Raw genomic sequence first — 26,239 nt, forward strand, 5'->3', positions numbered from 1 at the left:
GCCTTCATCCCCGAGCCGCACATCTTGTTCACCGTCGAGCACACCGTGCCCTGCGCCAGGCCCGCGCCCAGCGCCGCCTGGCGCGCCGGGGCCTGGCCCTGGCCGGCCTGCAGCACGCAACCCATGATCACCTCGTCCACCGCATCGGTTGCCAGACCGGCGCGCTCGAGGGTCGCGCGGATCGCCGCGGCGCCCAACTGCGCTGCCGTAACGTCCTTGAAGTCGCCAAGGAAAGCGCCCATGGGCGTGCGCGCGGCGCTGACGATGACTACCGGATCCTGTTGATTGCTCATCTTTGTTGCCCTCATCGCCGGGTTTCGCTGCGCGTTACCCGATCTGTCTATGGCCCGATAACTATCGAGCCCTTACCTTAGTTGGACCGTTTTATTTCGCCGCCATACGCAAGGCGCCATCCAGGCGGATGACCTCGCCATTGAGCATGGGGTTCTCGATGATGTGCCGCACCAGCGCGGCGTATTCGTCCGGGCGGCCCAGGCGCGGCGGGAATGGCACGTTGGCGGCCAGGGAGTCGCGCACCTCCTGCGGCATGCTGGCCATCATCGGCGTCTCGAAGATGCCCGGGGCAATGCACATCACGCGGATCCCCGAACGCGCCAGGTCGCGCGCCGCCGGCAGGGTCAGGGCGGCCACGCCGCCCTTGGAGGCGGCATAGGCGGCTTGGCCCATCTGCCCGTCGAAGGCGGCGACCGAGGCGGTGTTGACGATCACCCCACGCTCGCCATCCTCGTTCGGCTCGCCCTGGGCCATGGCCTCGGCGGCCAGGCGCAGCATGTTGAAGCTGCCGATCAGGTTGATCTGGATCACCCTGCTGAAGCTGTCCAGGCCATGGGCGCCATTGCGCCCCAGGACCTTCTCCGCCGGCGCCACGCCGGCACAGTTGACCAGCCCGTGCAGGCCGCCAAAGGCCTGCAGCGCCACAGCCACCGCACGGCGGCCGTCCTCTTCGCGAGTGATGTCGGTCTGCACGAAGCGCGCCTGGGCGCCTAGTTCAGCGGCCCGCGCCTCGCCGGCCTCGGCGTTGATGTCGGCCAGCAGCACCTTGGCGCCCTGCCCGACCAGAGTACGGGCGGTGGCCAGGCCCAGGCCGGAACTGGCGCCGGTCAGGAGAAACACTCGGTCTTCGATACGCATGCTTGCGGTTCCTTATTCAGCGGGCGGCCGCCTGGGCCTTGGCAATTTCCTGGTTGCGCAAGAGAAAGCGCTGGATCTTGCCGCTGGGGGTCTTCGGCAGTTCGTCGACGAACTCGACCTCGCGCGGGTAGGCATGCGCCGACAGGCGCTTGCGCACATGCTGCTTGAGCTCCTCGGCCAATGCAGCGTCGGCGCGAAACTGAGGCTGCAGGACCACGAAGGCCTTGACCAGCTCGGTGCGCTCCGGATCCGGCTTGCCGATCACCGCCGCCTCGATCACCGCCGGGTGCTCGATCAGCGCGCTCTCCACGTCGAACGGGCCGACCCGGTAGCCGGAGGTGGTGATCACGTCATCGCTGCGACCGACGAAGCTGATGCTGCCGTCCTCGTTCAGTTCGACGGTGTCGCCACTGAGGTAGTAGTCGCCGACGAAAGCCTTGGTCGGCATCCCCTGATAACCGGGGAACCAGAACAATGGCGAACGCGGCCGGTCCAGCGCGAGGATGCCCGGTTGGCCGGGCGGCAGCTCGCGATTCTGTTCGTCCAGCACCACCACGCGGTGCCCGGGAATGGCGAAACCAGCAGCGCCGATACGTACCGGGTGGGCCAGTGCATGATGATTGCACAGCACCATACCCAGTTCGGTCTGGCCGTAGTGGTCGTGGATGCAGGTGTCCAGGCCGTCGGCGAACCAGCGGATCACCTCCGGGCTCAGCGGCTCGCCGGCGCTGCTGACCGCTCGCAGGCGCCCGCGGAGCACCGGCTCGACCTGCGGCTTGGCGGCCAGCAGCATGCGGAAGGCAGTGGGCGAACCGGCCAGGTTGCTGATGCCGTACTTGCGGATGATCCGGCAGGTGCTCTCCACCGTGAACGACCCTTCGTAGAAAGTGGTCGGGTGGCCCATGGCCAACGGACCGGTCACTGCATAGTAGAGGCCATAGGCCCAGCCGGGATCGGCCAGGTTCCAGAATGCGTCTTCGGGGCGCAGGTCGACCGCCTCGCGCATATAGCCGACGAAGGCCAGGATCGCCTTGAGCGGCACCGGCACCGGCTTGGCCAGCCCGGTGGTACCGGAGGTGAACATCATCAGGAAGGGATCGTCGGCCGAGCGCAGCACCGGTTCGAACTCGGCCGAATGGCGCTCCAACTCGGCCCAGAAACTGAAATCACCGCGCTGGATGCCCTGGCCCTTGGCGCCAGCGACGGTGACGAGCAGCGGCGTACCCTCGACCTCGTCGAGTTTGCCGCGATTGGCCCCATCGGTCACCACAACCTTGGCACCGGAACCCTGCAACCGGTGCTCGATGGCCTTGGGGCCGAACGCGGTGAAAAGCGGCTGGTAAACCGCGCCCAAGCGCCAGGTCCCGAGGATGGTGATCAACAGCTCGACATTGCGCGGCAGCATGCCCGCCACGCAATCGCCGGGACGCACGCCCTGAGCCCGGAGGAAGTTGGCGAAACGCGCCGCCTGCTCCTGTAGCTCGCAGAAGGTGTAGCTGGCGCTGCTGCCGTCGCGGCCTTCCCAGAACAGGGCGATGCGCCCCGGCAAGGCATGCCGGTCGCAGCATTCGACACAGGCGTTGAGGGCGTCGAGGGAACCCGCCAGGGTGGTGGCGACCGTTCTGGGCAGATCGAAGTCGCGGGCAGCGCTCAGGTAATCCTGCATGTCGGTGACTCTCGGTTTGTTGTTGTCCCTGAATAGTCGCGGCGCAAGCTGGCGGCGACAATGTCGACAGACGTCTATTGGCCTGAGCGATTTGGACAACCTCTCAGACCGGGGGCTGCTGCTCGGGATGCATCAGCGCGCGGTACTGCCCCGGGGTGGTGCCGGTCCACTTCTTGAACGCCTTGTAGAAGGCACTGCTGTCGGCAAAACCCAGCTCGAAGGCCAGCTCGGTGAAGTTGCCCTCGCCGCTGTCCAACCGGGCGATGGCCTGGTCGCGCCGCACCTGGTCCTTGAGCCCTTGGAAAGACTGGCCTTCCAGGGCCAACTTGCGCCGCAGGGTCGAGGGCGCCATGAAGAAGTGGCTGGAGAGCGCCTCGAAATCAGGCCAGCGCTCGACCTTGAGGCTGCGCAGGTAGATCTTGATCCGCGCCGCATGGCTGCGCGGATCACGGTAACGCACCAGGATGTTGGCCGGCGCGCCGGCGAGGAAGCGCTTGAGCTCGCGCTCGCTGCGGCGCAGCGGCTGCTCCAGGCACTCGGCATTGAACAGCAGGCGACTTCGCGGCCGGGCGAAGCGCAGGTTGCTACTGAACATCACCCGGTAATCTTCGAGATAGTCCGGCGCCTGACAGTGCAGCTCGACCGCGAGTACCGGGATACGTCGTCCCGCCAGCCAACAGGCCAGGCCATGTACGATCATCCACAGGGTGAAACAGCCGAAGGCGCGGCAGGCATGCCCCGCAGGCTCGTCGATGACGATCGCCGCCATCCCGCCTTGGCGCTCCAGGCGGGGTGTCAGGCCATCGAACACCAGGCCGAGAAATGCCAGCGCAGTATCCAGGGCCGCGCCCAGATTCGGCTCGCGCGATGCGGCGCGGGCCATGAAAGCGTAGCTGCCGGACTTCATCCGCCGCGGGTTCATGCCGAAGAACTCGTCGTCCATCGCCTTGGCCAGCGCCAGCCACAGCCGTGCATAGGCCTGCGCGGACACTCGCGCATAAGGCTTGTTGAGCAATTCCGAGGCGATCCCGGCCTGGGTCAGCAGCACATCGCAGTCCTGACCAAGAGCGCGCCATTGCTGCAGGGCCTCGCCGACCAGGCGCACGGAGATGGTGCCCTTCTCGACCGCAGTCGCCGTCATGCCCACTCCACGCCCGGCGCCATCAGCTGGCGCCCTGTTCCAGCTCCGCCAGCATCAGTTCACGCATGCGGAACTTCTGCACCTTGCCGGTCACGGTCATGGGGAACTCGTCGACGAACTTGAAGTAGCACGGCACCTTGAAGCGGGCGATGTGGGCCTTGCAGTAGGCGCGTAGCGTCTCGGCGTCGCAGGCGTGGCCCGGATGCAGTTGCACCCAGGCGACGATCTCCTCGCCGTACTTGGCGTCGGGAATGCCCACCACCTGCACGTCGGCCACCGCCGGATGAATGAACAGGAACTCCTCGATCTCACGCGGATAGATGTTCTCGCCACCGCGGATGATCATGTCCTTGTTGCGCCCGACGATGCTCAGGTAACCCTCCTCGTCCATCACTGCCAGGTCGCCAGTGTGCATCCAACGTGCGCTGTCCAGAGCCTCACGGGTCGCTTCGGGGTTGTTCCAGTAGCCCAGCATCACGCTGTAGCCGCGGGTGCACAGCTCGCCGATCTGCCCGCGCGGGACGATGCGGCCTTGCTCGTCAACCACCTTGCTCTCCAGGTGCGGCTGGGTGCGGCCCACACTGCTGACGCGTCGTTCGAGGTCGTCGTCTGCCGCGGTTTGGGTGGACACGGGGCTGGTCTCGGTCATGCCGTAGGCGATCTGCACTTCGGACATGTGCAGATCACTGATTACCCGTTTCATCACCTCAATCGGACAGGTGGCGCCGGCCATGATTCCGGTGCGCAGACTGGACAAATCCAAACTGGCACGGTCCGGCAGGTCGAGTTCGGCAATAAACATGGTGGGTACACCATAGAGCGCGGTGGCCTTCTCCTCCGCTACCGCCTGCAGGGTCGCCAGCGGGTCGAAGGCGGCGCCCGGATAGATCATAGTGCTTCCGTGGGTCAGGCAGCCGAGGTTGCCCATGACCATGCCGAAGCAGTGGTACAGCGGCACCGCGATCACCAGGCGATCATGCTCGGTCAAGCCCAGGCTCTCGCCGACCATGTAGCCGTTGTTGAGGATGTTGTAGTGACTGAGGGTCGCGCCCTTGGGCGAGCCGGTGGTGCCCGAGGTGTACTGAATGTTGATCGGGTCGTCGAACTGCAGCAGCGCTTGGCGCGCGGCCAACTGCTCGGGAGCGACCCTGGCAGTCAGGCCCGCCAGTTCCTGCCAGCAGAGGAAACCGGCCGGCGCCCGGCTGGCCAGGCTGATCACCCCGCGCAGCTCGGGCAGGCGCGCGCTGTGCAAGGCACCCGGCTGGCTGGCGGCCAGTTCCGGCAGCAGATCCACCAACATGGCATGGTAGTCGGAGGTCTTAAACGCGTCGGCGCAGATCAGCCAGCGGCAGCCGGACTGCTGCAGCGCGTACTCCAACTCGCTGCCGCGGTAGGCCGGGTTGATGTTGACCAGGATCGCGCCGACCTTGGCGCTGGAGAACTGGGTGATGCACCACTCGGCGCAGTTCGGCGCCCAAATACCGACCCGGTCGCCCACCTCGACGCCCAGCGCCAGCAAGGCCCGCGCACAGGCGTCGACCTCTCCGGCCAATTCGCTCCAGCTGTAACGCAGTTGCTGGTGACGCACCACCAGGGCCTCGCGCTCGGCGAAGCGGGCCACGGTGGCATCGAAGGCCTGGCCGATGGTCATGGCCAGCAAGGGTTTACCCTGGTGGCCTCGGCTGTAACTCAGGTGATTCATGACTTTCCCTTCTTGTGCTTGTAATGGGATAGACGGCCCCCTGGCGGGCCCCGGTGCAACAGTCACACAACCGCCAAACTTACCTTTACGCAAACGTAAGCATTCCGCTCTCGGCTGTCCAGTGACCAATAAGTCGGATAGCCCGCTCACCGATTCGCCGCCTATGCGACCTGGCAGCGCGACGGCAAACGCTCGCGGCGTCAGTCGGCCGGCAGGTACAGCATCTCCGCGGCCTCGCCCATCAGCAGCGGGCGGTTGAGGTCAGCGCAGGCGCGCAGGTACTCGGCGGCCATGGTGACGCGCTTTAGCTTGCGCAGGTCCTCGCTGTAGGACAGCCAGAACTGGCGGATGACGTCGACCTGGTCGGGCAAGACCTCGCACAGGCGCGGATCCGGCCCGGCCAGGAAGCTCGGCAGAATGGCCATGGCCCGCCCCTGCAGGACCGCATGGTACTGGGCGATAACGCTGGTACTGCGCAGGTGGCTGGTGGCGCCGGGCACCATATCGTTGAGGTAGAACAGCTTGGAACTGAAGGCCAGGTCGTCGACGTAGGTGACGAAGGGGTGCTCAGCCAGGTCCTCGCGCGTGTGGATCGGCGCATGGCCGGCCAGGTAGCCGGGCGTGGCGTAAATGCGCAGGCGATAGTCGCATAGCTTGGAGCAGACGTAGGGTCCGCGCTCCGGGCGCTCCAGGGTGATGGCGATATCCGCCTCGCGACGCGACAGGCTGACGAAGTGCGGCACCGGCAGGATGTCCAGGGCGATATGCGGGTAGCGTTCGACAAAGCCGCTCATCTGCGCGCTGACGAAACAGCAGCCGAAGGCTTCGGTGCTGGCGATGCGCAGGTGTCCGGAGAGCGCCAGACTGGTGCCGGAGACCTGCTCGCAGGCAGCCAGCAAGGTGCTTTCCAGGGTTTCCGCGTAGCCCAGCAGGCGCTGGCCCTCCACGGTCAGGACAAAGCCGGTCGAGCGCGATTTCTCGAACAACAGGGCCCCGAGGCTCTGCTCCAGAGTGCGGATGCGGCGCGACACCGTGGTGTAGTCCACCCCCAGGCGGCGCGCGGCGGCGCTGGCGGTGCGGGTACGCGCCACTTCGAGAAAGAAGCGCAGGTCATCCCAGTTGAGCTTGTCGCCCATCGTGCCTTTTTGCATATCGGTCCGTGTTTTTGTTTTATGCCTGACGTAATGCCGCATAGGTATACGCCACGACTCGTGCCGTGACCAGCCACCCGAGGCCAAGTGCGTGCTGAAGGCACTAAGCGCTTTGGCCCGCGCCTCGTAACGCCGGAGGCCTTCGCACAACTAAGATATTTTTGCATATCTATCCGGATTTTTTGCACCTTCTTATGGTGCAAACGCCTATCTATACTCGAACCACAAGCTTGATTGCACCGTACCCCCACAACTACAAGACAGGGCCGGAACCATGAACAGCAACTGCCTACCCTTCCTCGCTGCCCGCGACTTCCTGCTGGCCAACCGCAGCGACTATGCCACTGCCGTGCGCGATTTCCGCTGGCCGCAGCTCGACACCTTCAACTGGGCGCTGGACTATTTCGACACCATGGCCGCGGGCAACCAGGCCCCGGCGCTGTGGATTGTCGAGGAAGACGGCAGCGAGCAGCGCTACAGCTTCGCCGAACTGGCCGAGCGTTCCAATCGCGTGGCCAATCACCTGCGCGAGCTGGGCGTGCGCCGCGGCGAGCGCATCCTGTTAATGCTGGGCAACCATATCGCCCTGTGGGAAACCATGCTCGCAGCCTTCAAGCTCGGCGCCGTGGTGATCCCGGCCACCGCCCTGCTCACCGCCGATGATCTGCGCGACCGTATCGAGCGCGGTGGCGTGCGCCACCTGGTGGTGGGCAGCAACCATACCGACAAGTTCGATGAGCAAGCCCTGGGCTGCACACGCATCTGTGTCGGTGAGGCAGTCAGCGGCTGGATCAATCACGCCAGCGCCGCCGACTATACCAGCCAGTTCCACGCCGATGACCTCACCAAGGCCAGTGACCCGTTGCTGCTGTATTTTACCTCCGGCACTACCAGCAAGCCGAAGATGGTTCTGCACAGTCACCAGAGCTACCCGGTTGGCCATCTGTCCACCATGTACTGGATTGGCCTGCAGCCGGGCGACCTGCACCTGAACATTTCCTCGCCGGGCTGGGCCAAGCATGCCTGGAGCTGCTTCTTCGCCCCGTGGAACGCCGGCGCCTGTGTGTTCATCCATAACACTCCGCGCTTCAGTGCCCCGACGCTGCTCGAGGTGCTGGAGCGCTACGGCATCACCAGCCTGTGCGCGCCGCCCACGGTGTGGCGCATGCTGATCCAGGAAGACCTGGCCGGCTGCCGCGAGCGCCTGCGCCTGCGCGAACTGGTCGGTGCCGGCGAGCCGCTCAACCCGGAGATCATCGAGCAAATCCAGGAGGCCTGGGGCCTGCCGTTGCGGGACGGTTTCGGCCAGTCGGAAACCACCGCGCTGGTTGGCAACACCCCCGGCCAGCCGCTCAAACCCGGCTCCATGGGCCGTCCGTTGCCCGGCTACAGCGTGTGCATGCTCGACCCGGATGGCCAGCCTGCCAACGAAGGCGAAGTCGCCCTGCCCCTGGACTCCCATCCGCTGGGCCTGATGCTCGGTTACGAAGACAGCCCGGAGAAGACCGCCGAGGTGATGCGTGACGGTTTCTACCGTACCGGCGACACCGCGGCCATCGACACCGACGGCTACATCACCTTCGTCGGCCGCGCCGATGATGTGTTCAAGGCCTCCGACTACCGCATCAGCCCCTTCGAGTTGGAGAGCGCGCTGATCGAACACCCGGCGGTGATGGAAGTGGCCGTGGTGCCCAGCCCGGATCCGGTGCGCCTGGCGGTGCCCAAGGCGTTCCTGATCCTGGCCCACGACCAGCCAGGCAGTACCGAACTGGCAGAGCACATCCTCGCCTTCGCCCGCGAGCACCTGGCGCCCTACAAGCGGGTGCGGCGCATCGAATTCGTCAGCGAACTGCCCAAGACCATCTCCGGAAAGATCCGTCGGGTGGAACTGCGCCAGATGGAACTGCAGCGCCGTCAGAGCGACAGCCGTGGGCCGCAGGAACACTTCGAAGAAGACTTCCCGCAGCTCAAGGGCTGAATCCGGGCCGGCGCGTCGGCCCAGCCAACCACTCCCCCGCCCACTCGGCCAACAGTGCCGAGGGGGCGCACTCGACCTACGACAGCAGACAGGACCAGAAAATGACCTCTTCCACAGTTCCCAGCGTCAAACTGCTCATCGACGGCGAATTCGTCGAATCCAAGACCACCCAATGGCGCGACGTGGTCAACCCGGCCACCCAGGAAGTGCTGGCCCGTGTCCCCTTCGCCACTGCCGAGGAAATGAACGCCGCCGTGGCCAGCGCCGCCGAAGCCTTCAAGACCTGGCGCAAGACCCCGATCGGCGCGCGTGCGCGGATCTTCCTCAAGTACCAGCAACTGATTCGCGAGAACATCAAGGAGCTGGCTGCACTGCTCACTGCCGAGCAGGGCAAGACCTTGCCGGACGCCGAGGGCGACGTGTTCCGCGGCTTGGAAGTGGTCGAGCACGCTGCCAGCATCGGCAACCTGCAGATGGGTGAACTGGCCAACAACGTCGCCAGTGGCGTCGACACCTACACCCTGATGCAGCCACTGGGCGTGTGCGCCGGCATCACCCCGTTCAATTTCCCGGCGATGATCCCGCTGTGGATGTTCCCGATGGCCATCGCCACCGGCAACACCTTTGTGCTCAAGCCGTCCGAGCAGGACCCGATGGTGACCATGCGCCTGGCCGAACTGGCCATGGAAGCCGGGGTTCCGCCGGGCGTGCTCAACGTCATCCACGGTGGCGTCGAGGCGGTCAACCTGATCTGCGATCACCCGGACATCAAGGCAGTGTCCTTCGTCGGCTCGACCAAGGTCGGCACCCACGTCTACAACCGCGCCACCGCCAACGGCAAGCGCGCGCAGTGCATGATGGGTGCGAAGAACCACGCCATCGTGCTGCCGGACGCGAACAAGCAGCAGACCCTGAACAACCTGCTCGGCGCCTCCTTCGGCGCCGCCGGTCAGCGCTGCATGGCCCTGCCGGTGGTGATCCTGGTGGGTGAGGCGCAGGCCTGGTTGCCGGACCTGATCGAGCGGACCAAGACCCTCAAGATCAATGGCGGCACCGAGCCTGGCACCGATATCGGCCCGGTGATCTCCTGCGCGGCCCTGGACCGGGTAAACGGCCTGATCGCCAGCGGCATCGAAGAAGGCGCCAAGCTCGAACTGGATGGACGCAACCCGAGCGTGCCTGGCTACCAGGACGGCAACTTCGTCGGCCCGACCATCTTCTCCGGCGTCACGGCGCAAATGTCGGTGTACCGTGAAGAAATCTTCGGCCCGGTGCTCTGCATCATGCACGCCGCCAACCTCAACGAGGCAATCGAGCTGATCAACGCCAACCCGAACGGCAACGGCACCGCGCTGTTCACCCGCTCCGGCGCCGCCGCCCGGCACTTCCAGGAAGAAATCGACGTCGGTCAGGTGGGGATCAACGTACCGATTCCGGTACCGGTCCCGCTGTTCTCCTTCTCCGGCTCGCGCGGTTCAAAGCTTGGCGACCTGGGCCCCTACGGCAAGCAAGTGGTGACCTTCTACACCCAGACCAAGACGGTCACCCAGCGCTGGTTCGACGAGGACGACAGCAGCGCCGTGGTCAACACCACCATCACCCTCAAGTAAGGCTGCCGGGCCGGCCTTGCGCCGGCCCCCCCTGGGAGACATCGCCATGGACTATCAAACCCTGCTGGTTGAGGTGCGCGAACGGGTCGGCCTGATCACCCTCAACCGACCGCAAGCGCTCAATGCGCTGAACAGCCAGCTGATCAGCGAACTCAACCTGGTCCTCGACCGCCTGGAAGCCGACCCAGAGGTCGGTTGTATGGTCATCACCGGTTCGGCCAAGGCGTTCGCCGCTGGCGCCGACATCAAGGAGATGGTCGACAAGGACTACCCGTCAATCTATCTCGACGACTTCTTCGCCGCCGCCGATCGCATCGGCAACCGGCGCAAACCGCTGATTGCTGCGGTCGCCGGCTACGCCCTGGGCGGTGGTTGCGAGCTGGCCCTGATGTGCGACTTCATCTACGCCGCCGACAGCGCCCGCTTCGGTTTGCCTGAGCTGAGCCTGGGCGTGACCCCCGGCATCGGTGGCACCCAACGCTTGACCCATGCCCTGGGCAAGGCCAAGGCCATGGAACTGTGCCTCACCGGCCGCCAACTGGGCGCAGCAGAAGCCGAGCGTGCCGGCCTGGTAGCCCAGGTTTTCCCCGCCGCCGAGCTGCTAGAACAGACCCTGAAGGTGGCCCAAGGTATTGCCGCTAAATCGCTGCCGGCCAGCATGCTGGTCAAAGAATGCGTCAACCGTGCCTTCGAGCTCGGTCTCAGCGAGGGTGTGCGCTTCGAGCGTCGGGTGTTCCATTCGCTGTTCGCCAGTCACGACCAGAAGGAAGGCATGCGCGCCTTCGTGGAAAAACGCCAACCGCAGTTTCAGCACCGCTGAGCCCCCTCCCTAATTACAGAGGTATCCACCATGCATATCGGCTTTCTTGGTCTTGGCAACATGGGCGGCCCAATGGCCTGCAACCTGCTCAAGGCTGGCCACCGCGTCACCGTATTCGACCCCAGCGCCCAAGCTGTCGCCGCGCTTGTCGAGGCCGGCGCCACGAGTGCCACCTCCCCGGCGGCGGTGGCCCAGGCCCGCGTCGAGGCGATCGTCACCATGCTGCCGGCGGCGGCTCAGGTGAAACAGGTTTACCAGGGCAAAGATGGCCTGCTGGCGCACGTCGGCCAAGGCGTGCTGTTGATCGACTGTTCGACCATCGACCCGCTCAGTGCCCGTGAAGTGGCCACCCAGGCCCTCGCCCAAGGCAACCCCATGCTCGATGCGCCGGTTTCCGGCGGCACCGCTGGCGCCGCGGCTGGCACCCTGACCTTTATGGTCGGAGGTCCGGCCAGTGCGTTCGACCAGGCCGGGCCAATTCTCTCGGCCATGGGCAAGAACCTCGTCCACTGCGGCGACAGCGGCAACGGCCAGGTGGCCAAGATTGCCAACAACATGCTGCTCGGCATCTCCATGATCGGCGTCGCCGAAGCCATGGCCCTGGGCGTGTCCCTGGGCATGGACGCCAAGGTGCTGGCCGGCATCATCAACACCTCCAGCGGCCGTTGCTGGAGCTCGGAGATCAACAACCCGTTCCCCGGCGTGCTGGAAAACGCCCCGGCCTCGCGTGGCTACAGTGGCGGATTCGGCACCGACCTGATGCTCAAGGACCTCGGCCTGGCGACCGAAGCGGCCAAGCACGCGCGCCAGCCAGTACTGCTCGGCGCCGCCGCCCAGCAGCTGTACCAGAGCTTCAGCCAGCAGGGTAATGGCGGCCTGGATTTCTCCGCCATCATCAAGCTGTACCGGCGGGACACCGAGGCATGAGCGGCGCTGAAGCTGTGGTTCTGGCCGAGGTGCGCAACCGCATCGGCCACCTGACCCTCAACCGGCCGAGCGCCCTCAACACCCTGACCCTGCCCATGGTGCGCCTGCTCCTGCAGCACCTGCATGCCTGGGAGCAGGATCCCGAGGTGCTCGCCGTGGTCCTGCGTGGCAATGGTGAAAAGGCCTTCTGCGCCGGCGGCGATATTCGCATGCTGTACGACAGCTACGCCTCGGGCAGCAATCATCACGAGCTGTTTCTCGAGGAGGAATACGCCCTCGACCAGTATCTGCATGATTACCCCAAGCCGGTGCTGGCGCTACTCGATGGTTTCGTCCTCGGCGGCGGCATGGGCCTGGCCCAGGCGGCTGCCCTGCGGGTGGTCAGCGAGCGGGTGAAGATGGGCATGCCGGAAGTCAGCATCGGCTTCTTCCCGGATGTCGGCGGCAGTTATTTCCTGCCCCGGCTGCCCGGTCAACTGGGCTTCTACCTGGGCCTCACCGGCCTCCAGGTCGGCGCCGCCGACGCGCTCTACGCTGGGCTGGCCGACCATTGTCTGGCCAGCGAACGGCTGGCCGAGCTCGACCAGGCGCTGGACAACCTGAGCTGGTCGGCAGCACCGCTGGAGAACTTGCAGCAGGTGCTCAACAGCATGACCTGCAGCGAACTGCCCGGTGGCAAGCTCAAGGTCCTGCGCCAAGCCATCGACGATTACTTCGCCCTGCCCGACCTGCCGGCGATCCGCGCCGCCCTGCTCAGCGAGAACCGCCCTGAGCTGCAGGCCTGGGCTCAAGACACCGTGCAGGTGCTGGACAGCCGCTCGCCGCTCGCCATGGCGGTGACCCTGGAGCTGCTGCAGCGCGGTAAACACCTACCGCTGGCCGACTGCTTCGCTCAGGAACTGCACCTGGACTACCAATGGTTCGAACGCGGCGACCTGATCGAAGGCATCCGGGCGCTGATCATCGACAAGGACAAGGCTCCGCGCTGGAACCCAGCGACCCTGGCCGAACTCGACCCGCAGCGGGTGCAGGCCTTCTTCAACGGCTTCCACCCCGCAGCCAGCAACCCCCTGAAGAGTGCCTGAATGGCGCGGCCAGAACAGAGGAAACCACTGCAATGCACGACAGCCAATTGACCGAAGAACAACGCATGATCCGCGACATGGCCCGCGACTTTGTCCGCAGCGAAGTCAGCCCGCATGCCCAGGCCTGGGAGAAGGCCGGCTGGATCGATGACGCCGTGGTGGCGCAGATGGGTGAACTGGGCCTGCTCGGCATGGTGGTACCGGATACCTGGGGTGGCAGCTACACCGACTACGTGGCCTACGCCCTGGCCGTGGAAGAAATCTCGGCCGGCGACGGCGCCCTTGGCGCATTGATGAGCATCCACAATTCAGTGGGCTGCGGCCCTCTTCTGAAATACGGCAGCCCGACGCAGCGAGACAGCTGGTTGCCGCTGCTGGCCAGCGGCCAGGCGATCGGCTGCTTCTGCCTGACCGAGCCACAGGCCGGCTCCGAAGCACACAACCTGCGCACCCGCGCCGAACTGCGCGACGGCCACTGGGTACTCAACGGTGCCAAGCAATTCGTCAGCAACGGCAAGCGCGCCAAGCTGGCCATCGTCTTCGCCATCACCGACCCGCAGCTGGGCAAGAAGGGCCTGTCGGCCTTCCTGGTGCCGACCGACAATCCTGGATTCGTCGTCGAGCGTAGCGAACACAAGATGGGCATCAAGGCCTCCGATACCTGCGCAGTCACCCTGAATGACTGCACCATCGCCGAGGCCGACCTGCTCGGCGAGCGTGGCAAGGGCCTGGCCATTGCCCTGTCCAACCTGGAAGGCGGCCGCATCGGTATCGCCGCCCAGGCCCTGGGCATCGCCCGTGCCGCCTTCGAGGCCGCCCTGGGTTATGCCCGCGAGCGCATCCAGTTCGGCAAGCCGATCGCTGAGCATCAGAGCATCGCCAACATGCTCGCCGACATGCACACCCAGCTCAACGCTGCGCGCCTGCTGATCCTGCATGCGGCACGCCTGAAGAGCGCCGGCCATGCCTGCCTGTCGGAGGCCTCACAGGCCAAGCTGTTCGCCTCGGAGATGGCCGAGCTCGTGTGCTCCAAGGCACTGCAGATCCATGGCGGCTACGGCTATCTGGAGGACTACCCGGTGGAGCGCTACTACCGCGACGCACGCATCACCCAGATCTACGAAGGCTCCAGCGAGATCCAGCGCCTGCTGATCGCCCGTGAACTGATGCACTACCCGCTGTAAACGCCCATTGGCCAAACCGCTCAGGCCGACTGAACGCTGGTGACCTGGGTTTTCCCCGCCCAGGGCGCCATGCTCGGCGCTCGTCCCTCCACAGCCTGATACTGCCATGCCCGCCACCCTGCACACCCCTGATCCCTCACGCTATCTGGACACCCGTAACCAAGCCCTGCGCCTGTTCGCCGAGCGCGGCTTCAGCCGGGTCAGCATGCGCGAGCTGGCCGATTACCTGGGCATCAGGCCCGGTTCGATCTACAACCACATCGAGAGCAAGGAGGCGCTGCTGTTCGAGCTGATCGAGGAGCTCTACGAACAACTGCTGCACGGTGCCCGCCAGCTGCAACGGCGCGCTGCCACGCCCGCCGAACGGCTGCATGGCCTGTTTGAGGCGCACCTGCGGTTGCACGCGAGCATGGGCGCGCATTTTCGTCTTGCCGAATACGACAGCCACTGCCTGGCCGGCGAACAGCAGGCGCACATCCGCGAGCTTCGTGCTCGCTATGAACAGCAGCTGCTGGAAAGCGTGGAACACTTCACCGGGCAGCCGGTCGGCAACAGCCGCCGCGCCGCATTGAGCGGCATCCTGGCCCTGCTCAACCAGTTACCGGCCTGGGTCGAGGCGCCCGAGATGAACCCGGCGGCACGCCACGAGTTGCTGCGCGACATGGTGCTGAGCGCGCTGCGCGGCGCGTTGCGGGCCACCCAGGATTAAGAGGCAGTAACGCTGAGCGTCATTGCGTCTCGGGGACTCCCTGCAAGGCGGCGCGGCAACGCTCTTCGGCCGTGTCCAGCTCCAGCTGCATCTGCTCGATATCGAGCAACTGTTGCTCCAGCTGCAGCCGCCGTTCGGCGATCTTGCCCAGCATGATCTCGAGCTGATTACGGTTGTCGCCCTGCGGGTCGTACAGCTCGATCAGGGTCTTGCATTCGGCCAGGGAGAAGCCAATGCGCTTGCCGCGCAGAATCAGCTTTAGCGCGACCCTGTCCTTGGCCGTAAAGATCCGCTCCTGGCCGCGACGGGTCGGTATCAGCATGCCCTGCTCTTCATAGAAGCGAATGGTCCGGGTGGTCACATCCAACTCGCGCGCCAGTTCGGAAATGCTATAGGTCTTGGCGGTCATGCTTGATCCTTGGTCGATTGTCCACGAGCCATTCCGCACAGAGGCTCCCGTGACATGGGTTCATGGCTATTAGCCTTGGAACGCTAACAACTCATTACGTTAACGTCAACGCCACAACTCGCCAGAGTCAGGCGGCCAGATACAGGCAGGCGATGGCAATGATCTGTCGGTATTCGCTAGCACCTACGCAGCGCGTAACGGAGGATAAAAAAAGCCGGGCCACCAGGGCCCGGCAAACTTCACACCGGAGAGCAATCGGATTGAGCGGTTAGCCCGGGCTTACCAGAGCGGCAAGCTATAGCTGACGATAAAGCGGTTCTCGTCCAGGTTGCTGCCGAAGTTGCTACGGGTGGTGGCGTTGCGCAGACGCAGGCCGACGTTTTTCAGCGGGCCGCTCTGCACCACGTAGGCGATATCGGTGTTGCGCTCCCAGGTCTTGCCCTCGCTCAACCCGGCGCCACGGTCGACGTTATCGCCGGACAGGTAGCGGGTCATCAGGCTCAGCCCAGGCACCCCGATAGTGGCGAAGTCGTAGTCGTAGCGCGCCTGCCAGGAGCGCTCGTCCTGGTTGCCGAAGTCGTTGATCTGCACCAGGTTGACCAGCGCGTTGTCCGAGCCGGCGATGTAGGCGAAGCCGGTGTCGCCGGAGAGGTGCTGGTAGCCGGCGGTAAAACCGTGGCCGCCCAGACGGTAGGTGAACAGCGCGCCGAAAGCGTCGTTGTCGACGTTGCTGCCGCCGTCGTCGCTGGAGCGGGCGTAGCGGATGTCCGACTTGAAGCTGCGGCCCTCGCCCAGCGGCAGCTGGTGTACCAGGTTGACCAGGTGCTGCTGGTAGATGCCGTCCAGGCCGCCGTAGTAGTAGCTGGTGGCGAGCTCGGGGGTCCACTGGTAGCGGCCGCCGGCGAAGAGGAACTCGTCGCTGGTCTTGGCGCTGCCCAGGACGATATTGCGCTTGCCGCCGTTGAACACGGTCATTTCCTGGTTATCCGAGGAGTCGCGCTGGTTGACCCGGTCGATGCGGCCGAGGTCCAGACTCAGGCCCTCCACCTCGTTGCTGCTGAGCCAGGCGCCGCGGAAGGTCTGCGGCAGCAGACGGCTGTCGTTGCGCATCAGCGCCGGCAACACCGGCTGCAGGGTCCCGAGCTTGAGGGTGCTGTTGGAGGCGCGCAGCTTGGCGGTGAGGCCGGCCTCGCCGTACTCGTCCTGGGCGCGCTTGGGCGCCTCGCGGTCGCTCTTGAGGATGCCGGTGCCAACCCGGTCCGGGCTGGAGTCGAGCTTGACCCCGAGCAGGCCGATGGCGTCGAACCCGACCCCGATCGGGCCCTCGGTGTAGCCGGACTCGACGCGCAGCATGAAGCCCTGGGCCCATTCCTCCGCCTTGGCCTGGGTGGCACCGTCCTGACGGAAGTCGCGGTTCATGTAGAAGTTGCGGGTATCCAGCACGGCCTTGCTGTCGGCTATCAGCGCGGCCGAGGCCGGTGCGCAAACACCGATGGCCGCGGCAAAGCCGGACAGCATGAATACTTGGGTAGGTCTAAATACGTACATAGGTCTCTCTTCTTGTAGGTGGGTAATGCACCAACCCCAAACAGCCCACTGCGGCGCAATACCCGGCGAAGGCCGGCACAACCGGCCAGTTCCCCACAGGGTTTCCCATGGGTTCTAGACAACCCTGCCGACGACTCGGCAGAGCAAAAAACAGGCAAACAGCCCCCCAGCGCGGATCACGATCCGCACCTTGAACAGACAGCAGGAGGCTTGCTTTAGAAGTTGCGCTTTGCCAGTTTCAGCACCCAACCGACGATGCCGACCCGGAACAGCAACACGCAGGTAACGAATATCACCCCGAGGATCACATGTACCCACTCGCCCAATGGGCCGTTGGACAGGTAGCTCTGCAGGGTGACCACCACGCTGGCGCCGACCACTGGCCCGAGCACGGTGCCGACGCCGCCGAGCAGGGTCATCAGGATCACCTCACCGGACATGTGCCAGTGCGCGTCAGTCAACGAGGCCAGCTGGAACACCACGGTCTTGGTCGAGCCCGCCAGGCCGGTCAAGGTGGCGGAAATAACGAAGGCCAGCAGCTTGTGCGCGTCGACGTTGTAGCCCAGGGAAATGGCCCGCGGCTCGTTCTCGCGGATCGCCTTGAGCACCTGGCCATAGGGCGAGTGAATGGTGCGCTGAATGACGGCGAAGCCAACGATGAATACCGCGAGGACGAAGTAGTACAGGGTCAGGTTGTCGTTCAGATCGAACAGCCCGAGCAACTGCCCACGCGGTACGCCCTGCAGGCCGTTCTCGCCGCCGGTGAAGGGCGCCTGGACAAAGATGAAGAACACCAGTTGCGCCAGCGCCAGGGTGATCATGGCGAAGTAGATACCCTGGCGACGAATCGCCAGCAGGCCGAACAGCAAGCCGAGCACCGCGGACGCCAGGGTGCCGGCGAGTATTCCCAGTTCGGTGCCCAGCCCGCTGTACTCGCTGAGCAAGTAGCCGGTGATATAGCCGCCAGTGGCGAAAAAGGCGGCATGACCGAAGGACAGCAAGCCGGCATAACCGAGCAACAGGTTGAAGGCGCAGGCGAACAAGGCGAAGCACAGCAGTTTCATCAGAAAGATCGGGTACACCGCCAGGGGCGCGACCAGCGCGACGCCGAACAGCGCCAGGTAGAACCACAGCTTGCGCCGCTGCGCCGCCTGCTGCCGCTCACGTACCACTTGCGGTGGCAGAACCGGGCTGTCCTGCTTGATGTGCAGATTCGTCATGCTTATGTCTCCTTCCCGAACAGTCCCGCGGGACGAACCAGCAGTACCAGTACCATCACCAGGAACACGATGGTGTTAGCCGCTTCTGGATAGATCACCTTGGTCAGCCCCTCAATCAAGCCCATGGCCAGGCCGGTGACGATGGCGCCCATGATCGACCCCATCCCACCAATCACCACCACAGCGAACACCACGATCAGCAGGTTGGCGCCCATGGTCGGGGTGACCGAGTAGATAGGCGCGGCCAGCACCCCGGCGAACGCTGCGAGCGCCGCGCCGTAGCCGTAGGTCAGAGTGATAAGCAGCGGCACGTTGATGCCGAAGGCCTGCATCAGCTTGGGGTTTTCGGTACCGGCACGCAGGTAGGAGCCCAGTCGGGTGCGCTCGATCATGTACCAGGTGAGCAGGCACACCACCAACGCTGCCACTACGACCCAGGCGCGGTAGGTGGGTAGGAACATGAAGCCGAGGTTGTAACCGCCCTTGAGCAGCTCGGGCATCGGGTAGGACGCACCGGAAACGCCGAACAACTTGACGAAGCAGCCCTCGACGATCAGCGCCAGACCGAAGGTCAACAACAGGCCGTAGAGGTGATCCTCGCCGGCGATCCGGCGCAGCAGGCCACGCTCTATCAGCATCCCGAGTGCACCGACCAGCAGCGGCGCCACAATCAGCGCCACCCAATAGTTGAGGCCCAGGTAGTTGAGGCCGAGCACGGCGGCGAAAGCCCCCAACATGTATTGGGCGCCATGGGCGAAGTTGATGATCCGCAGTAGACCGAAGATGATCGCCAGGCCCAGGCTGAGCAAGGCATAGAAAGCGCCGTTGATCAGCCCGAGCAGCAGCTGGCCGAGCAGTACGCCCAGCGGTATGCCGAATACCATAGTCATGAGTTACCACCCGCTGAAAGTCAGTGACACCCGACTGCTGGCAGCCGGGTGGCGAGCTGGGGTTAATTGCTGATCAGTTCTGCGACAGCAGCTTGCATTGGCTCGCGGCCAGCGGGCGGAAGGCCTCGTCGCCCGGGATGGTGCGCACGATCTTGTACAGGTCCCACTCCCCTTTCGACTCGGCCGGGGTCTTGACCTGGGCCAAATACATGTCGTGGACCATGCGGCCATCGGCGCGGATCTTGCCGTTCTTGGCAAACATGTCGTTGACTGGAGTCGCCATCATCTGCGTCCGCACCGCCTGCGCCTCGTCGCTGCCGCTGGCCTTGACCGCGTTCAGGTAATGCAGGGTCGCCGAGTAGATACCCGCCGGCACCATGCCTGGCTTGCTGCCGAAGCGGTCCTCGTAGCGCTTGGACCAGGCGCGGGTTTCCTCGTTGAGGTCCCAGTACCAGCCGGTGGTCAGCATCAGACCCTGGGTCACGTCCAGGCCCATGGCATGAATGTCGTTGAGGAACACCACCATACCGGCCAGCTTCTGCCCGGACTGGGTAACGCCGAACTGGCTGGCGGTCATCAGTGAATTGACCGTGTCGGCACCGGCGTTGGCCAGGGCGATCACATCGGCACCGGAGCCCTGGGCCTGGAGGATGTAGGAGGAAAAGTCACTGCTCGGGAATGGATGGCGTACTGTGCCCAGCACAGAGCCGCCATCGGCCTTGACCACCTTGGTGATGTCGGCTTCCATGGCATGGCCGAAGGCATAGTCGGCGGTCAGGATGAACCAGCTCTTGCCGCCGTTGGCCAATACCGCCTTGGCCGTACCGTTGGCCAGCGCATAGGAGTCGTAGGTCCAGTGGATGTGGTTGGGCGAGCAGTATTCGTTGGTAATACTGGAGGCCGCGGCGCCGGAAATCAGCGCCAGCTTGCCGGCTTGTTCCACCACCTGGCTCGCCGCCAGCACCACCGAAGAGGCGACCAGGCCGGTGACCATGTCGACGTTGCGCTCATCGACCCACTGCCGCACGGTACTGGCGCCGACATCCGGTTTGTTCAGGTCGTCGGCGCTGAAAATCACGATCTTCTTGCCATCGATCTGGCCGCCGAAGTCCTCGACCGCCATCTGCAGCGCTTCCAGGCCACCCGGCCCGGAAAGATCGCGGTAGGTACCGGACATATCGGCCAGGTAGCCGATACGAATTTCGTCGTCGCTGAGCTGCGCCTGGGCGGCGCTGGCAATCAGGCTGGTGGCGAGGATGGTGCTTGCAGTCTTCTGGAACAGATTCATCTCGTTACCTTCCACAGTTATTGTTGTTGTACCGGGCAAAGCAACCCCGACACGGCGGGCCTGGGCCTCGCCGTACTGCATGTTTCGAGGGGTGGAACTGGGTTTAGACGCCTAGACAGCGGTGCAGCAGTTCCTGCTTGGACGACAGCTCGGCGGCGCTGATTTCCTCGACAATCTGGCCGTGATCCATCAGGTAATGCCGATCTGCCAAGGGTGCGGCGAAGCGGAAGTTCTGCTCCACCAATACGATGGTCAGGCCCTTGTTCTTGAGCTTGATCAGCACCTCGGCGAGTTTCTGCACAATCACCGGAGCCAGGCCCTCGGTGATCTCGTCGAGCAGCAACAGATTGGCGCCGGTTCGCAGGATGCGCGCCATGGCCAGCATCTGCTGCTCGCCGCCGGACAGCCGGGTGCCCTGGCTGAAACGCCGCTCGTAGAGGTTGGGGAACATCTCGTAGATGTCATCGAGGCTCATGCCGCCGCTGCGCACCATGGGCGGCAGCAGCAGGTTCTCCTCGACGTTGAGACTGGCGAAGATGCCGCGTTCTTCCGGGCAGAAGCCAACGCCCAGGCGCGGGATCAGGTGCGCGGCGATACCAAGGGTCTCGTTGCCGTTGATCACGATCGAACCGGTGCGCCGGCCCACCATGTTCATGATGGCGCGCAGGGTGGTGGAGCGGCCCGAGCCGTTGCGCCCGAGCAGGGTCACCAGTTCGCCGCGGCGCACCAGCAGGTCGATGCCATGCAGAATGTGCGACTCGCCGTAGAAGGCATGCAGGTCGTTGACCCGCAGTTGCTCGTAATCCGGGCTATGCTGGCTGCTCATGCGCCGGCCTCCTCGATGACGGCCGCTTCGCTGCCCAGGTAGGCCTCGCGCACCAGGGGGTTGGCGGACACGCTGGCGTAGTCGCCTTCGGCGAGGATCGCGCCGCGGGCCAGCACGGTGATGCGGTCGCACAACTGACTGACCACACTGAGGTTGTGCTCGACCATCAGCACCGTGCGCCCCACTGCGGCGCGGCGTACCAGGCCGATGACCATTTCCACGTCCTCGCCGCCCATGCCCTGGGTCGGCTCGTCCAGCAGCAGCACGGCCGGGTCCAGTGCCAGGGTGGTGGCCAGCTCCAGCGCGCGCTTGCGGCCATACGGCAGCTCGATGGTCAGGGTGTCCGCGAATTCGAGCAGGCCCACCTCGTCGAGCATCTGCAAGGCGCGCTCGTTGAGGGCCTCGAGGCTGCGCTCGGACTTCCAGAAGTGAAAGGAGTTGCCCAGCTTGCGCTGCAGGGCCACGCGCACGTTCTCCATCACACTCATGTGACCGAATACCGCGGAAATCTGGAAGGAGCGCACCAGACCGAGACGGGCGATCTGGTTCGGCTGCAGGCCGGTGATGGGTTTGCCCTGATAAATAATTTCGCCGCTAGTGGGCGCGAGGAACTTGCTGAGCAGGTTGAACACCGTGGTCTTGCCGGCCCCGTTGGGTCCGATCAAGGCATGGATATGCCCCTTCTGCACACGAAGATCGACCGAGTCCACCGCGGTGAAGCCGCGAAATTCCTTGGTCAATCCGCGCGTTTCCAAAACGAATTCGGGTGACATGTGGAGCCCTCTAACCTTGCTTGTTGTTATTGGTTATGGCGCTGCTGACACTATTACGTTTACGTAAACGCTAACACTATACGAAAGTCTAATTCCGACTGACTAGTTCCTATCCGATTGAAACCGCGAGACTCGCCTGAAGGATGTCAGACTTTGTTTGCCCGCTTCCCTCGGTCAAACCGCTGAAGTCGAGTATAGGCAGGCGTTCATAAAATAATAACGAGCAAAAAATCAGGTGTGTTATGCATAAATGCCTCATCCTCTGGAGCCGTCGCACCCGCCGCGCACAGCTCTGCCCACGTCCCTGAACGCGCAATGGAGAGACGGCTCCCGCGGCATGGCCAGGAGAGCTTGCGCTGCAGTAGGCGCAGTTTCAACGCGCCGCCCTGGGCACGCGGCCCATCAGATAAAACTCTGTATTGGGTGGCGTGCCCGCCAGCGACACCAGACGGTTGGACAGGCTGAAGAAGGCGGTGATGGCGCCGATATCCCAGACATCATCGAGACTGAAACCGACTGCCTGCAGGCGTGCCTGCCAGTCGCCATCCAGGCCGCCACGCTCGAGGCCGACGTGAAAGGCAAAATCCAGCATCAGGCGCTGGCGCTCACCGATCGGCGCCGTGCGGTGGTTGACCGCCACCTGGTCGGCTAGCAGCGGATCCTTGCTGTAGATGCGCAACACCGCGCCATGCGCCACCACGCAGTACAGGCAGCCGTGGCGGGCACTGGTGGCGACCACGATCATCTCCTTTTCCGCCGGCGTCAGGCTGTCGGACTCGCGCTCCATCAGGGCGTCGTGGTAGGCGAAGAAGGCGCGAAACTCGTCCGGACGGTGGGCCAGCATGAGGAACACATGGGGCACGAAGCCGGCCTTCTCCTGCACCGCGAGTATCCGCTGGCGCAGGTCGTCAGGTAATTGTTCGAGGTTTTCGGGAAGCGCAAAGCGGCTGATCTGCGGGGACATCGGATACTCCACTATCTGAGGCGGCGCCCGGTCCACAGACGCCGCAGGTGCCAAAACCTAGGGTTTCGCGGTGAGTGCCAGCTGCTCGATGCTGAGCTCGCGCATGCGAAACTTCTGCACCTTGCCGGTCACCGTCATGGGGAACTCGTCGACCAGGAGGAAGTGGCGCGGCACCTTGAAATGGGCGATTCGTCCCTTGCAAAACTCGGCCAGTTCCGCCGCAGCCGCCTGGTGGCCCGGGTGGCACTTGACCCAGGCGACGATCTCCTCGCCGTACTTGTCGTCGGGAATGCCCACCACCTGCACGTCGGCCACCGCCGGATGTTTGAACAGGAACTCCTCAATCTCGCGTGGATAGACGTTCTCGCCACCGCGGATGATCATGTCCTTGTTGCGCCCGACAATGCTCAGGTAGCCCTGTTCGTTCATCACCGCCAGGTCGCCGGTATGCATCCAGCGCGCCGGGTCGAGGGCCTCGGCGGTGGCCGCCGGGTTGTTCCAGTAACCGAGCATCACGCTGTAGCCGCGGGTGCACAGCTCGCCGACCTGCCCGCGCGGAACGATGCGTCCCTGCTCGTCGATCACCTTGCTCTCCAGATGCGGCTGGGTCCGGCCGACACTGCTGACCCGACACTGCAGATCGTCATCGGCGTCCGTCTGGGTCGACACCGGACTGGTCTCGGTCATGCCGTAGGCGATCTGCACCTCGGCCATGTGCATCTCGCCGATCACCCGTTTCATCACCTCGATCGGGCAGGTGGCGCCGGCCATGATCCCGCTGCGCAGGCTGGACAAGTCCAGGCCGGCGCGCTCCGGCAGATCCAGCTCGGCGATGAACATGGTGGGCACGCCGTAGAGCACCGTGGCCCGCTCCTCGGCCACCGCCTGCAGCGTGGCCAGCGGCTCGAAGGCGGCACCCGGGTAGATCATGGTGCTGCCATGGGTCAGGCAGCCGAGGTTGCCCATGACCATGCCGAAGCAGTGGTACAGCGGCACCGGGATCACCAGGCGATCATGCTCGGTCAAGCCCAGGCTCTCGCCGACCATATAGCCGTTGTTGAGGATGTTGTAGTGACTGAGGGTTGCGCCCTTGGGGAAGCCGGTGGTGCCCGAGGTGTACTGAATGTTGATCGGGTCGTCGAACTGCAGCTGGGCACTGCAGGCGCGCAACTGCTCTGGGCCGACCTCATCACCCCGGGCCAGGAACACCGACCAGTCGAACATACCGACGGCCGGTTGCTGGCCGAGGCTGATCACCCCACGCAACTCGGGTAGCAGACGGCTTTGCAGTGCACCGACGGCGCAACCGGCGAGCTCCGGCAACAGTTCACCGAGCATCGCGTGGTAGTCGCTGCTCTTGAACGCATCGGCGCAGATCAGCCAGCGGCAGCCGGAGTGCTTGAGCGCATACTCGAGTTCGCTGAGGCGGTAGGCCGGGTTGATATTGACCAGCACCACGCCAACCTTGGCGCTGGCGAACTGGGCGATGCACCACTGGGCACAGTTCGGCGCCCAGATGCCGAGGCGCTCGCCAGGCTGCATGCCGATGGCCAACAAGGCACGGGCACAGCGATCCACCGCCTCACCCAGCTCGCCCCAGCTATAACGTAGGTGTTGATGACGAACGACGAGTGCCTCGCGCTCGGCGAAACGCGCCACCGTCTGATCGAACGCCGCACCTATGGTCATGGCCAACAGGGGCTTGTCCTGCAATCCGCGTGTGTAACTAGGTGAAATCATGAGTTCCTCGATTCTTTTGCTTGTTCTGAGGTCTGGCGTCCGGGCTGCGCCCGCTATCAGAGACTTGACAGCGCGCTAAGCCAGCTTTACGTTAACGTAAAGGTATGCAGGCTGACAAGCCTCCACCCAAACCTGCCACGACAACGACAACAAGGTGCCCCCATGAGCTATCCGTCCCTCAACTTTGCCCTCGGCGAAACCATCGACATGCTCCGCGATCAGGTTCAGGCCTTCGTCGCTGCGGAACTGGCACCGCGCGCCGCCGCCATCGACAGCGACAACCTGTTCCCTGCCGACATGTGGAAGAAGTTCGGTGACATGGGCCTGCTCGGCGTCACCGTCTCCGAGGAATACGGCGGCGCCGGCCTCGGCTACCTGGCCCACGTGGTCGCCATCGAGGAGATCAGCCGCGCTTCGGCTTCGGTCGGCCTGTCCTATGGCGCCCATTCCAACCTGTGCGTCAACCAGATCAACCGCAACGGCAGCGCCGAGCAGAAAGCCAGGTACCTGCCCAAGCTGGTGAGCGGCGAGCACGTTGGCGCCTTGGCCATGAGCGAGCCGAACGCCGGGTCCGACGTGGTATCGATGAAACTGCGCGCCGAACGCCGCGGCGACCGCTATGTGCTCAACGGCAGCAAGACCTGGATCACCAACGGCCCGGATGCCAACACCTACGTGATCTACGCCAAGACCGACCTGGACAAGGGTGCGCATGGCATCAGCGCCTTTATCGTCGAGCGTGACTGGAAGGGTTTTTCCCGTGGCAGCAAGTTCGACAAGCTCGGCATGCGCGGTTCCAACACCTGCGAGCTGTTTTTCGATGACGTCGAGGTGCCGGAAGAGAACATCCTCGGCAAGGAAAACGGCGGCGTGAAGGTGCTGATGAGCGGTCTCGACTACGAACGCGTTGTCCTCGCCGGCGGGCCGATCGGGATCATGCAGGCCTGCATGGACGTGGTGGTGCCCTATATCCACGACCGCAAGCAGTTCGGCCAGAGCATCGGCGAATTCCAGCTGATCCAGGGCAAGGTCGCCGACATGTACACCCAGCTCAACGCCAGCCGCGCCTACCTGTATGCCGTGGCCCAGGCCTGCGACCGTGGCGAGACCAACCGCAAGGACGCCGCCGGGGTGATCCTCTACAGCGCCGAGCGTGCCACCCAGATGGCCCTGGAGGCGATCCAGATCCTCGGCGGCAACGGCTATATCAATGAGTTCCCCACCGGCCGCCTGCTGCGCGACGCCAAGCTCTATGAAATCGGCGCCGGCACCAGCGAAATCAGGCGCATGCTGATCGGCCGCGAGCTGTTCAACGAAACCAAATAAGGCGCTTGCCTGCGTAGGGTGGAAAACCGCGAAGCGTTTTCCACCAAAGCCGGTGGATGGATAAAACGTCATCCACCCTACGGATTACGGTATCGGAGTCACTGATGGCCATCCTGCACACCCAGATCAA

The 26,239-nt window shown here is 64.4% G+C and carries 23 protein-coding genes; 8 read left to right on the forward strand and 15 right to left on the reverse strand.

What is annotated here, in order from left to right:
• From G9C89_RS23965 to G9C89_RS23990, 6 genes are all read right to left on the reverse strand, one after another.
• Window positions 1–293 (reverse strand): thiolase family protein (locus G9C89_RS23965; RefSeq protein WP_449301112.1); only part of this gene is annotated, 293 nt, incomplete at its 3' end.
• A 91-nt stretch (window positions 294–384) separates the two neighbouring features.
• Entirely contained in the window at window positions 385–1,152 is a 768-nt protein-coding gene (locus G9C89_RS23970; protein WP_172153060.1) for a 3-hydroxyacyl-CoA dehydrogenase, read from the reverse strand.
• A gap of 16 nt (window positions 1,153–1,168) precedes the next feature.
• Window positions 1,169–2,818, reverse strand: coding sequence for an acyl-CoA synthetase (locus G9C89_RS23975; protein ID WP_172153062.1), 1,650 nt, complete (start codon window positions 2,816–2,818; stop codon window positions 1,169–1,171).
• Window positions 2,819–2,921: 103 nt separating this feature from the next.
• Window positions 2,922–3,959, reverse strand: a complete 1,038-nt coding sequence (locus G9C89_RS23980) for an AraC family transcriptional regulator (RefSeq protein WP_172153064.1) — start codon at window positions 3,957–3,959, stop codon at window positions 2,922–2,924.
• 22 nt (window positions 3,960–3,981) lie between these two features.
• Window positions 3,982–5,661 carry an AMP-binding protein gene (locus G9C89_RS23985; RefSeq protein WP_172153066.1) on the reverse strand — a complete coding sequence of 560 codons (1,680 nt, stop codon included), beginning with the start codon at window positions 5,659–5,661 and terminating at the stop codon, window positions 3,982–3,984.
• A gap of 200 nt (window positions 5,662–5,861) precedes the next feature.
• Window positions 5,862–6,812: a LysR family transcriptional regulator gene (locus tag G9C89_RS23990; protein ID WP_172153068.1), complete on the reverse strand. Its 951-nt coding sequence runs from the start codon at window positions 6,810–6,812 to the stop codon at window positions 5,862–5,864.
• 274 nt (window positions 6,813–7,086) lie between these two features.
• Between G9C89_RS23990 and G9C89_RS23995 the strand changes: the two genes are divergently transcribed.
• The 7 genes from G9C89_RS23995 to G9C89_RS24025 all read left to right on the forward strand — a co-directional run bounded on the left by G9C89_RS23995 (window position 7,087) and on the right by G9C89_RS24025 (window position 15,125).
• The gene (locus G9C89_RS23995; RefSeq protein WP_172153070.1) at window positions 7,087–8,790 is read left to right on the forward strand and encodes an AMP-binding protein; all 1,704 of its coding nucleotides are present in this window, start codon (window positions 7,087–7,089) and stop codon (window positions 8,788–8,790) included.
• Window positions 8,791–8,891: 101 nt separating this feature from the next.
• On the forward strand, window positions 8,892–10,400 hold the full coding sequence (locus tag G9C89_RS24000) for a CoA-acylating methylmalonate-semialdehyde dehydrogenase (protein ID WP_172153071.1): 1,509 nt from the start codon (window positions 8,892–8,894) through the stop codon (window positions 10,398–10,400).
• A 46-nt stretch (window positions 10,401–10,446) separates the two neighbouring features.
• The gene (locus tag G9C89_RS24005; protein ID WP_172153073.1) at window positions 10,447–11,220 is read left to right on the forward strand and encodes an enoyl-CoA hydratase; all 774 of its coding nucleotides are present in this window, start codon (window positions 10,447–10,449) and stop codon (window positions 11,218–11,220) included.
• A 30-nt stretch (window positions 11,221–11,250) separates the two neighbouring features.
• The gene (gene mmsB / locus G9C89_RS24010; protein ID WP_172153075.1) at window positions 11,251–12,147 is read left to right on the forward strand and encodes a 3-hydroxyisobutyrate dehydrogenase; all 897 of its coding nucleotides are present in this window, start codon (window positions 11,251–11,253) and stop codon (window positions 12,145–12,147) included.
• The gene (locus G9C89_RS24015; RefSeq protein ID WP_172153077.1) at window positions 12,144–13,232 is read left to right on the forward strand and encodes an enoyl-CoA hydratase/isomerase family protein; all 1,089 of its coding nucleotides are present in this window, start codon (window positions 12,144–12,146) and stop codon (window positions 13,230–13,232) included. The genes mmsB and G9C89_RS24015 overlap by 4 nt, the downstream gene beginning before the upstream one ends.
• A gap of 32 nt (window positions 13,233–13,264) precedes the next feature.
• The gene (locus G9C89_RS24020) at window positions 13,265–14,416 is read left to right on the forward strand and encodes an acyl-CoA dehydrogenase family protein (RefSeq protein ID WP_172153079.1); all 1,152 of its coding nucleotides are present in this window, start codon (window positions 13,265–13,267) and stop codon (window positions 14,414–14,416) included.
• 106 nt (window positions 14,417–14,522) lie between these two features.
• Window positions 14,523–15,125 carry a TetR/AcrR family transcriptional regulator gene (locus tag G9C89_RS24025; protein ID WP_172153081.1) on the forward strand — a complete coding sequence of 201 codons (603 nt, stop codon included), beginning with the start codon at window positions 14,523–14,525 and terminating at the stop codon, window positions 15,123–15,125.
• 19 nt (window positions 15,126–15,144) lie between these two features.
• On the opposite strand, the gene G9C89_RS24030 is transcribed toward G9C89_RS24025, so the two are convergent.
• The 9 genes from G9C89_RS24030 to G9C89_RS24070 form a co-directional block, all read right to left on the reverse strand.
• Window positions 15,145–15,534 carry a MerR family transcriptional regulator gene (locus G9C89_RS24030; RefSeq protein ID WP_172153083.1) on the reverse strand — a complete coding sequence of 130 codons (390 nt, stop codon included), beginning with the start codon at window positions 15,532–15,534 and terminating at the stop codon, window positions 15,145–15,147.
• A gap of 279 nt (window positions 15,535–15,813) precedes the next feature.
• Window positions 15,814–17,082 carry an OprD family porin gene (locus tag G9C89_RS24035; RefSeq protein WP_172153085.1) on the reverse strand — a complete coding sequence of 423 codons (1,269 nt, stop codon included), beginning with the start codon at window positions 17,080–17,082 and terminating at the stop codon, window positions 15,814–15,816.
• Between the two features lie 215 nt (window positions 17,083–17,297).
• The gene (locus G9C89_RS24040; RefSeq protein WP_172153087.1) at window positions 17,298–18,302 is read right to left on the reverse strand and encodes a branched-chain amino acid ABC transporter permease; all 1,005 of its coding nucleotides are present in this window, start codon (window positions 18,300–18,302) and stop codon (window positions 17,298–17,300) included.
• Window positions 18,303–18,304: 2 nt separating this feature from the next.
• Window positions 18,305–19,192 carry a branched-chain amino acid ABC transporter permease gene (locus G9C89_RS24045; protein ID WP_172153089.1) on the reverse strand — a complete coding sequence of 296 codons (888 nt, stop codon included), beginning with the start codon at window positions 19,190–19,192 and terminating at the stop codon, window positions 18,305–18,307.
• A gap of 73 nt (window positions 19,193–19,265) precedes the next feature.
• Complete coding sequence (locus G9C89_RS24050; protein WP_172153091.1) at window positions 19,266–20,480, reverse strand: ABC transporter substrate-binding protein; 1,215 nt, start codon at window positions 20,478–20,480, stop codon at window positions 19,266–19,268.
• Between the two features lie 103 nt (window positions 20,481–20,583).
• Complete coding sequence (locus G9C89_RS24055) at window positions 20,584–21,306, reverse strand: ABC transporter ATP-binding protein (RefSeq protein WP_172153093.1); 723 nt, start codon at window positions 21,304–21,306, stop codon at window positions 20,584–20,586.
• Window positions 21,303–22,079, reverse strand: a complete 777-nt coding sequence (locus tag G9C89_RS24060; RefSeq protein WP_172153095.1) for an ABC transporter ATP-binding protein — start codon at window positions 22,077–22,079, stop codon at window positions 21,303–21,305. The genes G9C89_RS24055 and G9C89_RS24060 overlap by 4 nt, the downstream gene beginning before the upstream one ends.
• Before the next feature lie 373 nt (window positions 22,080–22,452).
• Window positions 22,453–23,043: a peroxidase-related enzyme gene (locus tag G9C89_RS24065; RefSeq protein ID WP_172153097.1), complete on the reverse strand. Its 591-nt coding sequence runs from the start codon at window positions 23,041–23,043 to the stop codon at window positions 22,453–22,455.
• A gap of 57 nt (window positions 23,044–23,100) precedes the next feature.
• Window positions 23,101–24,783 (reverse strand): AMP-binding protein, encoded by a 1,683-nt coding sequence (locus G9C89_RS24070; protein WP_172153099.1) that lies wholly within the window; start codon window positions 24,781–24,783, stop codon window positions 23,101–23,103.
• Window positions 24,784–24,945: 162 nt separating this feature from the next.
• On the opposite strand from G9C89_RS24070, the gene G9C89_RS24075 reads away from it, so the two are divergent.
• Window positions 24,946–26,109 carry an isovaleryl-CoA dehydrogenase gene (locus tag G9C89_RS24075; protein ID WP_172153101.1) on the forward strand — a complete coding sequence of 388 codons (1,164 nt, stop codon included), beginning with the start codon at window positions 24,946–24,948 and terminating at the stop codon, window positions 26,107–26,109.
• The last annotated feature ends 130 nt before the right edge of the window (window positions 26,110–26,239 follow it).

The organism is Pseudomonas tumuqii (genome assembly GCF_013184545.1).
In the GTDB taxonomy this organism is placed as follows: domain Bacteria; phylum Pseudomonadota; class Gammaproteobacteria; order Pseudomonadales; family Pseudomonadaceae; genus Aquipseudomonas; species Aquipseudomonas tumuqii.

What these genes read in the sequence shown, in the direction of transcription:
- G9C89_RS24060 (WP_172153095.1), bottom strand. Translation starts at nt 22,079, where the DNA reads ATGTCACCCGAATTCGTTTTGGAAACGCGCGGATTGACCAAGGAATTT.
- G9C89_RS24065 (WP_172153097.1), bottom strand. Translation starts at nt 23,043, where the DNA reads ATGTCCCCGCAGATCAGCCGCTTTGCGCTTCCCGAAAACCTCGAACAA.
- G9C89_RS24045 (WP_172153089.1), bottom strand. Translation starts at nt 19,192, where the DNA reads ATGACTATGGTATTCGGCATACCGCTGGGCGTACTGCTCGGCCAGCTG.
- G9C89_RS24035 (WP_172153085.1), bottom strand. Translation starts at nt 17,082, where the DNA reads ATGTACGTATTTAGACCTACCCAAGTATTCATGCTGTCCGGCTTTGCC.
- G9C89_RS24040 (WP_172153087.1), bottom strand. Translation starts at nt 18,302, where the DNA reads ATGACGAATCTGCACATCAAGCAGGACAGCCCGGTTCTGCCACCGCAA.
- G9C89_RS24005 (WP_172153073.1), top strand. Translation starts at nt 10,447, where the DNA reads ATGGACTATCAAACCCTGCTGGTTGAGGTGCGCGAACGGGTCGGCCTG.
- G9C89_RS23975 (WP_172153062.1), bottom strand. Translation starts at nt 2,818, where the DNA reads ATGCAGGATTACCTGAGCGCTGCCCGCGACTTCGATCTGCCCAGAACG.
- G9C89_RS23995 (WP_172153070.1), top strand. Translation starts at nt 7,087, where the DNA reads ATGAACAGCAACTGCCTACCCTTCCTCGCTGCCCGCGACTTCCTGCTG.
- mmsB (WP_172153075.1), top strand. Translation starts at nt 11,251, where the DNA reads ATGCATATCGGCTTTCTTGGTCTTGGCAACATGGGCGGCCCAATGGCC.
- G9C89_RS23985 (WP_172153066.1), bottom strand. Translation starts at nt 5,661, where the DNA reads ATGAATCACCTGAGTTACAGCCGAGGCCACCAGGGTAAACCCTTGCTG.
- G9C89_RS24000 (WP_172153071.1), top strand. Translation starts at nt 8,892, where the DNA reads ATGACCTCTTCCACAGTTCCCAGCGTCAAACTGCTCATCGACGGCGAA.
- G9C89_RS23970 (WP_172153060.1), bottom strand. Translation starts at nt 1,152, where the DNA reads ATGCGTATCGAAGACCGAGTGTTTCTCCTGACCGGCGCCAGTTCCGGC.
- G9C89_RS23990 (WP_172153068.1), bottom strand. Translation starts at nt 6,812, where the DNA reads ATGCAAAAAGGCACGATGGGCGACAAGCTCAACTGGGATGACCTGCGC.
- G9C89_RS24015 (WP_172153077.1), top strand. Translation starts at nt 12,144, where the DNA reads ATGAGCGGCGCTGAAGCTGTGGTTCTGGCCGAGGTGCGCAACCGCATC.
- G9C89_RS24050 (WP_172153091.1), bottom strand. Translation starts at nt 20,480, where the DNA reads ATGAATCTGTTCCAGAAGACTGCAAGCACCATCCTCGCCACCAGCCTG.
- G9C89_RS24075 (WP_172153101.1), top strand. Translation starts at nt 24,946, where the DNA reads ATGAGCTATCCGTCCCTCAACTTTGCCCTCGGCGAAACCATCGACATG.
- G9C89_RS24030 (WP_172153083.1), bottom strand. Translation starts at nt 15,534, where the DNA reads ATGACCGCCAAGACCTATAGCATTTCCGAACTGGCGCGCGAGTTGGAT.
- G9C89_RS24020 (WP_172153079.1), top strand. Translation starts at nt 13,265, where the DNA reads ATGCACGACAGCCAATTGACCGAAGAACAACGCATGATCCGCGACATG.
- G9C89_RS24055 (WP_172153093.1), bottom strand. Translation starts at nt 21,306, where the DNA reads ATGAGCAGCCAGCATAGCCCGGATTACGAGCAACTGCGGGTCAACGAC.
- G9C89_RS24025 (WP_172153081.1), top strand. Translation starts at nt 14,523, where the DNA reads ATGCCCGCCACCCTGCACACCCCTGATCCCTCACGCTATCTGGACACC.
- G9C89_RS24070 (WP_172153099.1), bottom strand. Translation starts at nt 24,783, where the DNA reads ATGATTTCACCTAGTTACACACGCGGATTGCAGGACAAGCCCCTGTTG.
- G9C89_RS23980 (WP_172153064.1), bottom strand. Translation starts at nt 3,959, where the DNA reads ATGACGGCGACTGCGGTCGAGAAGGGCACCATCTCCGTGCGCCTGGTC.